This is a genomic window from Shewanella sp. BJSY2023SW001 (genome assembly GCF_047314685.1).
In the GTDB taxonomy this organism is placed as follows: domain Bacteria; phylum Pseudomonadota; class Gammaproteobacteria; order Enterobacterales; family Shewanellaceae; genus Shewanella; species Shewanella indica.
On the sequence record NZ_JBKORF010000015.1, the window covers coordinates 1 to 8,571 of the forward strand.

The 8,571-nt window shown below is 47.1% G+C and carries 8 protein-coding genes; 4 read left to right on the forward strand and 4 right to left on the reverse strand.

Annotation, left to right across the window (positions count from 1 at the left end):
• Positions 1-656 precede the first annotated feature (656 nt).
• On the forward strand, positions 657-1,850 hold the full coding sequence (locus ACMHXH_RS03425) for an amino acid aminotransferase (protein ID WP_215772894.1): 1,194 nt from the start codon (positions 657-659) through the stop codon (positions 1,848-1,850).
• Positions 1,851-1,929: 79 nt separating this feature from the next.
• Here the strand turns inward: ACMHXH_RS03425 and yvcK are convergent, their stop codons facing one another.
• Positions 1,930-2,832: a uridine diphosphate-N-acetylglucosamine-binding protein YvcK gene (yvcK, locus tag ACMHXH_RS03430; RefSeq protein WP_234500613.1), complete on the reverse strand. Its 903-nt coding sequence runs from the start codon at positions 2,830-2,832 to the stop codon at positions 1,930-1,932.
• 148 nt (positions 2,833-2,980) lie between these two features.
• On the opposite strand from yvcK, the gene ACMHXH_RS03435 reads away from it, so the two are divergent.
• Positions 2,981-3,808, forward strand: coding sequence for a glucosaminidase domain-containing protein (locus ACMHXH_RS03435; protein WP_039035289.1), 828 nt, complete (start codon positions 2,981-2,983; stop codon positions 3,806-3,808).
• Positions 3,786-4,415, forward strand: a complete 630-nt coding sequence (locus ACMHXH_RS03440) for a DUF2987 domain-containing protein (RefSeq protein ID WP_039035288.1) — start codon at positions 3,786-3,788, stop codon at positions 4,413-4,415. The genes ACMHXH_RS03435 and ACMHXH_RS03440 overlap by 23 nt, the downstream gene beginning before the upstream one ends.
• Positions 4,416-4,573: 158 nt before the next feature.
• Here the strand turns inward: ACMHXH_RS03440 and ACMHXH_RS03445 are convergent, their stop codons facing one another.
• Both ACMHXH_RS03445 and ACMHXH_RS03450 read right to left on the reverse strand, forming a co-directional pair.
• Positions 4,574-5,059, reverse strand: a complete 486-nt coding sequence (locus tag ACMHXH_RS03445; RefSeq protein WP_039035287.1) for an NYN domain-containing protein — start codon at positions 5,057-5,059, stop codon at positions 4,574-4,576.
• 12 nt (positions 5,060-5,071) lie between these two features.
• On the reverse strand, positions 5,072-5,569 hold the full coding sequence (locus ACMHXH_RS03450; RefSeq protein ID WP_335911718.1) for a GNAT family N-acetyltransferase: 498 nt from the start codon (positions 5,567-5,569) through the stop codon (positions 5,072-5,074).
• Positions 5,570-6,053: 484 nt separating this feature from the next.
• Between ACMHXH_RS03450 and ACMHXH_RS03455 the strand changes: the two genes are divergently transcribed.
• Positions 6,054-7,415: a DUF3369 domain-containing protein gene (locus tag ACMHXH_RS03455; RefSeq protein ID WP_413737609.1), complete on the forward strand. Its 1,362-nt coding sequence runs from the start codon at positions 6,054-6,056 to the stop codon at positions 7,413-7,415.
• Here the strand turns inward: ACMHXH_RS03455 and ACMHXH_RS03460 are convergent.
• Positions 7,369-8,492 (reverse strand): IS3-like element ISVpa4 family transposase gene (locus ACMHXH_RS03460; RefSeq protein ID WP_114139936.1). Its coding sequence is split into 2 segments (ribosomal slippage): positions 7,369-8,240 and positions 8,240-8,492, totalling 1,125 coding nucleotides; the frame shifts between segments, so codons are not numbered across the junction. The two genes, ACMHXH_RS03455 and ACMHXH_RS03460, sit on opposite strands and share 47 nt — an antisense overlap.
• Positions 8,493-8,571 lie beyond the last annotated feature (79 nt).

The window sequence follows — 8,571 nt, forward strand, 5'->3', positions numbered from 1 at the left end:
CTGAGTTTTGATGATAGCGATTAGCTTGGCACCGCTTTGAGGGTTGCTGGGTTTATAGCGCCGTCATGCAGGGTTCAAATCCCTGCTCCTCCGCCATATTCAGAGAAGCCCGCTTGTGCAAACAGGCGGGCTTTTTCGTATCTGAGTTTTGATGATAGCGATTAGCTTGGCACCGCTTTGAGGGTTGCTGGGTTTATAGCGCCGTCATGCAGGGTTCAAATCCCTGCACCTTTGCCAGATTCAGAGAAGCCCGCTTGTGCAAACAGGCGGGCTTTTTCATGTGTGATTTCCATATTTTTATCCAAGCTAGTTGTTATTCTGAAGACCGTAGGGTTTTTAGCCCCAGGCATAAGGGCTGTCCCTGAGTATTTTTCGTCCTAGATTGATAATGATCAATTCAACTCGACCACTACAGGGGCTGGATTACAGAGGTTACAGTTTTTGATTATGGTTCTAAGTTGGTGTTATCGCTATCTCCACTCAATCAGCCCGCTATTTTCTTATCATATCCATGGCAAATCCCGCTTTCGAGTGAATATCCTTCAAGTAATAAATTAAATGGCTCAGAATCTGCCAAAGAGACTATAACCTGGGCGAGGACAATGGTATAAATGGAGCCGATTTGTCCCTACATGTCCAATTACAGGAAAGCTGTCATGATTTTTTCTCAGATTACCGCCGCGCCGGCCGATCCCATTCTTGGTTTAACTGAGGCTTTTAAAGCCGATCCCCGCACGGATAAAGTCAACCTGGGTGTTGGCATTTATAAGGATGAGGCTGGCCAGACCCCGGTACTCAAATCGGTCAAGTTGGCAGAAGCCAAGTTGCTCGAAGAGGAAAAGACCAAGAGCTATCTCGGTATCGAAGGGGTTGCCCTGTATAATCAAGCGGTTCAACAACTGCTATTCGGTAAAGATAGCGCCATAATCGCCGCTGGCCGGGCAGTAACGGCTCAGGCTCCGGGAGGTACAGGCTCATTGCGGGTCGCTGCCGAGTTTGTCCTTAGCAATACAGACAGCAAAACTATCTGGATCAGCAACCCAACCTGGGCCAATCATAAGAACATCTTCGAAACCGCCGGGCTTGAGATCAAAGAGTACAGTTATTATCAGGCAGAAACCCACGATCTCGACTTCGATGCCATGATGACAGATCTGCAACAGGCGACTGAGGGTGATCTTGTGCTGCTGCATGGCTGTTGCCACAACCCGACCGGTATCGATCTGAATATCAATCAATGGCAGCAAGTTGCCAAACTGTGTGCCGAAAACGGATTGGTGCCTCTGTTTGATTTTGCCTATCAGGGCTTTGGCACAGGAATTGAAGAAGATGCCCAAGGCCTCAGAGCTGTTGCCGCCATGGTGCCTGAGCTGCTGGTGGCCAACTCTTTCTCGAAAAACTTCGGGCTTTATAATGAACGTATCGGTGCCGTGACTCTGGTGGCCAAAGACAATGAGTGCGCTGCACGGGCTTTCAGTCAGGTTAAGCGCACCATTCGTGCCAACTACTCCAACCCGCCGGCTCATGGTGCCATGATTGTCAGTACTATTCTTAACGATAGTGAGCTCAATACGCTGTGGCAGCAAGAATTGACTGAAATGCGCCAGCGCATAGCCAGTATGAGAGCTCTGTTTGTCGAGAGCCTCAAGGCTGAAGGTGTCGATCGCGACTTCAGCTTTATCTCCCGTCAAAATGGCATGTTTAGCTTCTCAGGACTTAACAAGGAACAAGTTGCCAAGCTGAAAGATGAGTTTGGCGTCTACATTGTCGGCTCTGGCCGTATTAGTGTTGCCGGGATGACCAAGAGTAATATGCCGGTTATTTGTAAGGCGATAGCCAAGGTGCTCTAAACCTGCTGGATTTTGCCAAAAACTTGATAAGGACAGCTTTTGCTGTCCTTTTTGCTGTTTGGCTATAGTTTATCGTTATTCAAGCAATAAGTTTTTTCGGCTGTAAAGTCTGTACCAAAGCGGTGACCAAGGCGTCTCTGTCGTGACAACCACTCTGGAGTGGATCGGCCAGCGGCGAGCGATAAATTAATCCGTCCTGATATGGTTGGCCATGACACAGTACAGCATCGATACGCCCTGCGCCTATCAGTTGCTGACACCAATTCAACTTTGCCTCCAAACTCAGCTCTCCGGCCACTGATGCCTCAGGTTTCAGATTATCGATAAATACCACTCTGGCTTGACTGTATTTAATCGCTGTTGCCAGCTCTGGCAATAACAAAGGTGGCATCAGGCTGGTGAGAAAACTGCCCGGGCTTAGAATAATCAGTTCGGCTACATTCAGCGCCGCTATGGCCTCTTCTGTGGCTTTGACCATAGGTTCAAGATTCATCGCCACCGGGCGCTCAGCCATGCTGTCGACCTCCAGCTCACCGAACACTTTGCTCCCTGAGGCGTCAAGCGCCAGCAAGTGAGTAGGGTGTTCAGACATGGGATATAGGCGGGTGTCAATTTTAAGTAGGCCGCGGATAAGATTAATCGCTTCGAGGGGCCTGACACAGAGCTGATCCAATGCTGCCAGGATAAGGTTGCCCAGGTTATGACCATTGAGTTCATCCTGGCTATCGAATCTGTATTCAAATAATAAGGAACCGACAGAGGGTTTATGCGCCAGTTGGCTGAGACAATTACGTAGATCGCCCCAGGCGATACAGTCATTACTGTTTCTTAATCTGCCTGTGCTGCCACCGTTATCTGTGGTCGCAACTATGCCTGTTAGTCGATCGCCGAGAAAAGCCAGGGATGATAGGACTCTTCCTAACCCATGGCCTCCACCAATAGCAACAACTTGCTGATATTGACTGAATAACTGCCTTTGCATAGCTGATCCTTGCCGTCGCTTTGAACTTGAACATTCTACACCAATGCTGCATAAGAGTCAGAGAGCTATTTTGTGAAAAGTGATATCTGACATATAATGCGGAAATTTTCCCCTTAACTTTTGGGTAACCGGCAAAAGGAAAGACTGATTGAAAACCGGAAAACTTGGCTCATTTACCCTGGCTTTGGCTTTGGTAATACTGTCGGTATTGGCACTTAGGGTGTACCTGATACCTAGTTTGAAAACTGCCGAGCAGAGTTCAGCACCACTGATAAAGAACCAATTGGGTATCAGCTTGATCCCAGATTTCAGCAGCATAGGTAATGTCAGCGATAAGAAGCAGGCGTTTTTTGACTTCTTGCGTCCGGCGGTGCAAAAGCAAAATAGCATTATCGCTGAGGAGCGTAAATTTCTCGAACAGGTGCAAAAGCACTTGCAAAACCAACATCAGCTCAATGATGCCGAGCAATATCGTATTCAGCGTCTGGCAGAAAAGTATCAATATGCCATGCGTGCTATCGATAGCGACAGCATCAATAAATTGCTGCGTCGGGTTGATGTGATCCCGGAATCTATGGTGCTTATCCAGGCAGCCAACGAAACCGGCTGGGGCAGTTCTCGGTTTGCCCGTGAAGGACTCAATTTTTTTGGTCAGTGGTGTTTCAAAAAAGGTTGCGGTTTGGTTCCACAGTCGCGCTCTGAAGGCATGTCCCATGAAGTGGCCGTATTCAAATCGGTCGACGACTCAGTAGCTTCTTATATGCGTAATCTTAATTCCAATGCAGCCTATTCTTTGTTTCGTTCCATACGTGCCGATCTCCGTAGTCAACAGGAACCCCTGACGGCAGAGAAGTTGGTTTATGGCCTGGTAAACTATTCGGAGCGCCAGGAAGCCTACATTGACGAATTATTGGATATGCTGCGTCACAACGAAGAATATTTGGTGGAAAACCATGTCGAAAAAACTGCTGTTTAGTACGTTATTGTTGCTGTCCCCCTCTTTGATGGCCAGTCAGGTGTCTTTGAACTATGCCGACTTTTACGCGCGGATGAAAGTGATGAATAAAGGCAATTATCCACTTATTGATCTGGCTTTTACGGTTCCTGAAACCGAAAACTGTCAATTAAAAAATGGCAGTATCAGCACAGAAACTGAACGTTTCCCTCTGACATTTGATGCCAGTCAGAGGTTGTTTATTCCCTTCGATGAAAAGCTCAAGGGTGCCAGAGCCCTGATTAACCTTGAGTTGGCTGGAGATGGACAAGGCTGCGGCATTGGTATGCAGCTCAGGGGTCGTACTCCCAAACAGGAGTACAGCGGCGATGAACTGAGAGACATCAGTAATCAAATGAATGAAGCCCTGAAGCAGATGCAAGGATTTCCGATGAAGTATTTTGCCAAGCCTATTTCAGGTCTTAATATTGAATTTACCGGCAGTGAAAATGGTGCTTGGCTCGATGGGCGCTATCAAACGCTGGGTAAGCGCTACGAACTCAGTAATGAGGAACTCAGCCAAATTGAAGTAGTAAAATTTGACTCGGCTCCTGCAGTGATCAGCCCATGGGTCATGCGAGACAACTAACTACTTGCCTTTTATTCAGATGAGTTTCCAAGGCTGGTTATCATTTGGAATGATGTTGCTGGCAGTTTGCTGACGCTCGAGTCGCCTCACTAGATGAGACTAGGTCTGGCTTACTGCCAACGTTCTAGCTATTTATCTGCCAGGTTGCTTGTCCATTTTCATTTGAGTAACAAATCATCGTCAATGGGACAGAAGTCGCTGGCGGCATTGAGCAGGAGCATCGAGGTTAATTCAGTAACGGAATAGATTTCAACTCGTTTGCCTTTTTGACGTAGCTTTTCGGCTAACAAGGCGAAATCACCGTCCCCGGAAACCAGTGCCACAATGTCCACAGCATCGGCATATTCCAACGCATCTATGGTTATTCCCACATCCCAATCACCTTTGGCTGTTCCATCAGCGCGTTGGATAAAGGGCTTCAACTTCACCTCAAAGCCAATGGCCCGCAGGATATTTTGAAACTCGCGCTGTTTTTTATCACCTCTGTCTATAGCGTAGGCAAATGCTCTCACCAGTTGTTTCTGATCAGTGACTTTGGACCAAAGCCGGTTGTAGTCCAGGTTTCGCCCGAAAACTTGTTTGGTGGTGTAGTAGATGTTTTGAACATCGGCCAAGAGAAGCACTCTACTGGGCTGATCTTTCATTGTTTCCGTTCCTTATTTTATGAACTCTGTCTCCCTTGACCTATGGCGGGGGAAAGCTCTTTTTGTGCAAGTACTTAAGTCGTTTAAACTTGTTAGTTGCATGTTGTATTCTTTGTGGCCTGTATAAGGACAGGTTTGTTCGCCAATTATCACAGCGCCCTTGTGCCGGTAAAAATTGACACTGGCTTGGTTGTCACAATAGACGTTCAGCGTCAACCGCTCTCTTTGTTGCCTGGCATGTTCAAGTAAATGACCGCCGATCCCTAACCCTTGCATTTCGGGTTTAACAAATAACGCTGCCAACTTGTCCTCATAGAGAGAGTAGAAGCCGAGCACTTGGGTACCATGCTGATAGAGATAATTTTCTGCCGCAGGAATATAAAATTGGCGCATGTTATCCAACTGTTCTTGCCAAAATTTTGCGGCAATAAAATGATGGGCATCGATAGAGGCTGTTAGCCAGATCTTCAATACAGTTGGCATGTCTTCCATTGTAAATGCGCGGATCATATGACGTCCTTGTGGATGACTGGGCAAAATAGAGGATTAACGGGCTTTACTGCCTCACCGGACAGGCTACAAATCCTAAATAACGTGCAGGGTAACAAAGTAGGTTGAATAAAAAAATGATAAGGCGCTCAGAGTGCAGCTTTGGTTCTTGTCGGTTAACAAGCTTATGGGCATTTGACAATAATTTGAAGCTGTTGAGTTCAAGGCCAGCGCAGCAGATGAAAAATTTACACTGTTATTCCGTTGGTTAACCGGCACTAAGCCAAAAGTGGATTACACTTTAAATCAAACATAGCGTACTGTATTGAAAAGGGCTTAATGCCGAATTGAACTGTAACAGCTTTAGCATTAAATGAGCTGGATTGTAGACTCGGGAGGAACTAAACCGAGAGTTAAACCGTGCTGAGTACCGGGCAGGGAAATGGTCTCCTGCTGGTTTTGTCCCAAAGCAAGTGCGGACAAAGTGACTGAGGGATTAGTAATTATGCTAGATGATTTACTGTTTTCATCTGAAACATCACCGGAAGAAACTCATCAACGCGACGCCATGTGGCGTATTTTGGCGGTGGATGATGATGTCAAATTCCAGAATTCGCTGAGTTTTGCCATTAATAAAATGACATTAATGGGACGTCCCCTTGAACTCATACAAGCCTACAGCATGGCAGAGGCATCCAGCTTATTGGGAAAAGATGCCGACTTTGCTGTGGTGTTGGTTGATGTCGTGATGGAAACCGAAGATGCCGGTCTCAGGTTAGTCAAAGCTGTGCGGGATTTGCTGGGAATATCCGATACCCGTTTCGTACTCTTGACCGGCCAGCCAGGAATGGCGCCGGTCGAATCTGTGATGCAGGACTATGACTTGTCTGATTATGTGCTCAAGTCAGATCTCGCCAACCGTGGGATACGCAATATACTCACAGGTGCAGTACGTAATTATCATCATCTCAAGACAATTTCTTCTGCTCGTCGTGGTTTGCAGCTCATTGTGGAGTCCAGCAATCGTTTGCTGGGGCTGAGGACGCTTACGCAGATAGCCTCTGTGACTTTGAGTGAAATTGCTAATCTCATCAATGTCGCCGACGAAGGCTTGGTTTGTGTTAATCGCGGCCCCCACGCAATGGATAGCTCTGGTCAGGAGATCTATGAACCCTTGACCATAGCCTGTAGTGGTCGTTTTCGTCAGTATATTAATCGTGCCTTGAGGGAATTGCCGGATCCGACTATTCAATCCATGGTTGAGCAGGCACTCAGGGAAAAACGTTTTGTCAGTACCGATGAAAGTCAGGTGCTATTTTTCCCCAAATCGGCAGCACTGGCTGAGTTTGCCATCTATGTGGCTACTAACCGCACGCTGGATGATACCGAGATGGAGTTGCTTAAAGTCTTTGCGGCCAATGTTTCCAAAGGTTTTGGCAATGTAGCCTTGATTAGCCGGCTGGATAAAGTGGCTTATCAGGACGAGTTGTTGAGTATTCCCAACCGCAGTGCACTGCTGCGTGAATTGTCCAGGTTGCAGGCCATGTCCAGCGCTGATGCCCATAACCTGCTGCTACTGGATCTCGATCATTTTTCCGGGCTTAACAATTTATTTGGCTGTGTATTCGGTAATCAGGTATTACAGGCTGTGGCTCAAAGGTTACAGGAGGCATTTCCTCAACCGATAGTCATAGGAAGACTACACTCGGATCTGTTTGCCATTATCGGCCATAAAGAACAGGTCAATATTGACAAGGCCCAAGAGAAGTGGTCCCCAACGGTTGGACACATAAGCTCATTTCTTAAGTGGTTGACCCAGCTCATGCTGCGTATCTTTGCCTACCGAAGTAGGCCTCATCAGGAGTGAGGTTATTGAGTCCTTGATGGTTACGCTCTTCATTATAAAACACCATGTAGTTGCCGATTTCAAGCTCGGCTTCACGGGGCGTGGTATAAGCCTTTAAGTAAACCTCCTCATATTTCAGGCTTCGCCATAATCGCTCAATGAAAACATTGTCAACCCAGCGGCCTTTCCCATCCATGCTTATACGTACGTTATGCTCAATTAACTTCTGTGTGAACTCTGTGCTGGTAAACTGGCTGCCTTGATCTGAGTTAAAGATATCAGGTGGCCCATAATGCTTCAGCGCTTCCTCAAGCGCTTCGATACAAAAACTCGTGTCCATGGTGTTGGATAGTCGCCAAGCCAGCACTTTGCGGCTATACCAGTCGATAATCGCAACGAGGTACAGGAACCCCTTCGCCATTGGGATATATGTGATATCAATCGCCCAAGCTTGGTTTGGGTAAGTGACTTCGATATCACGCAACAGGTAGGGATACACCTTGTGTGCTTTGTTCGCCAGCGTCGTTTTGGGCTTGGGGTAAATCGCCCCAATCCCCATATCGCGCATGAGTCGAACAACACGCTTACGATTAACGCTATGGCCATTTTTAGCCAGCTCAGTTCGAATGCGCCGACTGCCCATAAACGGATACTGCAGATGAATTTCGTCAATCATTCGTCGTAACGTGATCTCCTCAGCAGAGAGTCCGATGGGTTGATAGTAAGCGGTAGAGCGAGCAATATTGAGCAGCTCACATTGGCGCTTTATCGGCAATGGGGTGGATTTAACCAGCGAACTCTTTCGCTGGGCTCGGTCTAACGACCGAGCACTTTGGCCAAAAAATCATTTTCCATGGTCAATTGACCGATCTTGGCGTGAAGTTTGTCCACTTCTTCGGAACTCTCTTTTCCTGAGTGATTTTCGGTGGCAAAAATCATGGCTGCGTTTTCAAGCAGCTCCTTTTTCCATGTTGAGATCTGGTTAGCGTGCAGGTTATATTTCTGAGCTAGCTCAGCGACGGTTTTATCGCCTTTAGCGGCATCGAGAGCCACCTTAGCTTTAAACTCAGGAGAGTGGTTTCTACGTTTTCTAGTCATAATCTGTCCCTGTATTGTTGGGTACTATCAAAACAGATCGACCACTTAAAGTCATGTCCGAAAATTGGGGGCCACTTCT

Coding starts and splice junctions, on each gene's coding strand:
- ACMHXH_RS03440 (WP_039035288.1), top strand. CDS start 3,786: ATGTCGAAAAAACTGCTGTTTAGTACGTTATTGTTGCTGTCCCCCTCT.
- ACMHXH_RS03450 (WP_335911718.1), bottom strand. CDS start 5,569: ATGATCCGCGCATTTACAATGGAAGACATGCCAACTGTATTGAAGATC.
- ACMHXH_RS03425 (WP_215772894.1), top strand. CDS start 657: ATGATTTTTTCTCAGATTACCGCCGCGCCGGCCGATCCCATTCTTGGT.
- ACMHXH_RS03455 (WP_413737609.1), top strand. CDS start 6,054: ATGCTAGATGATTTACTGTTTTCATCTGAAACATCACCGGAAGAAACT.
- ACMHXH_RS03445 (WP_039035287.1), bottom strand. CDS start 5,059: ATGAAAGATCAGCCCAGTAGAGTGCTTCTCTTGGCCGATGTTCAAAAC.
- yvcK (WP_234500613.1), bottom strand. CDS start 2,832: ATGCAAAGGCAGTTATTCAGTCAATATCAGCAAGTTGTTGCTATTGGT.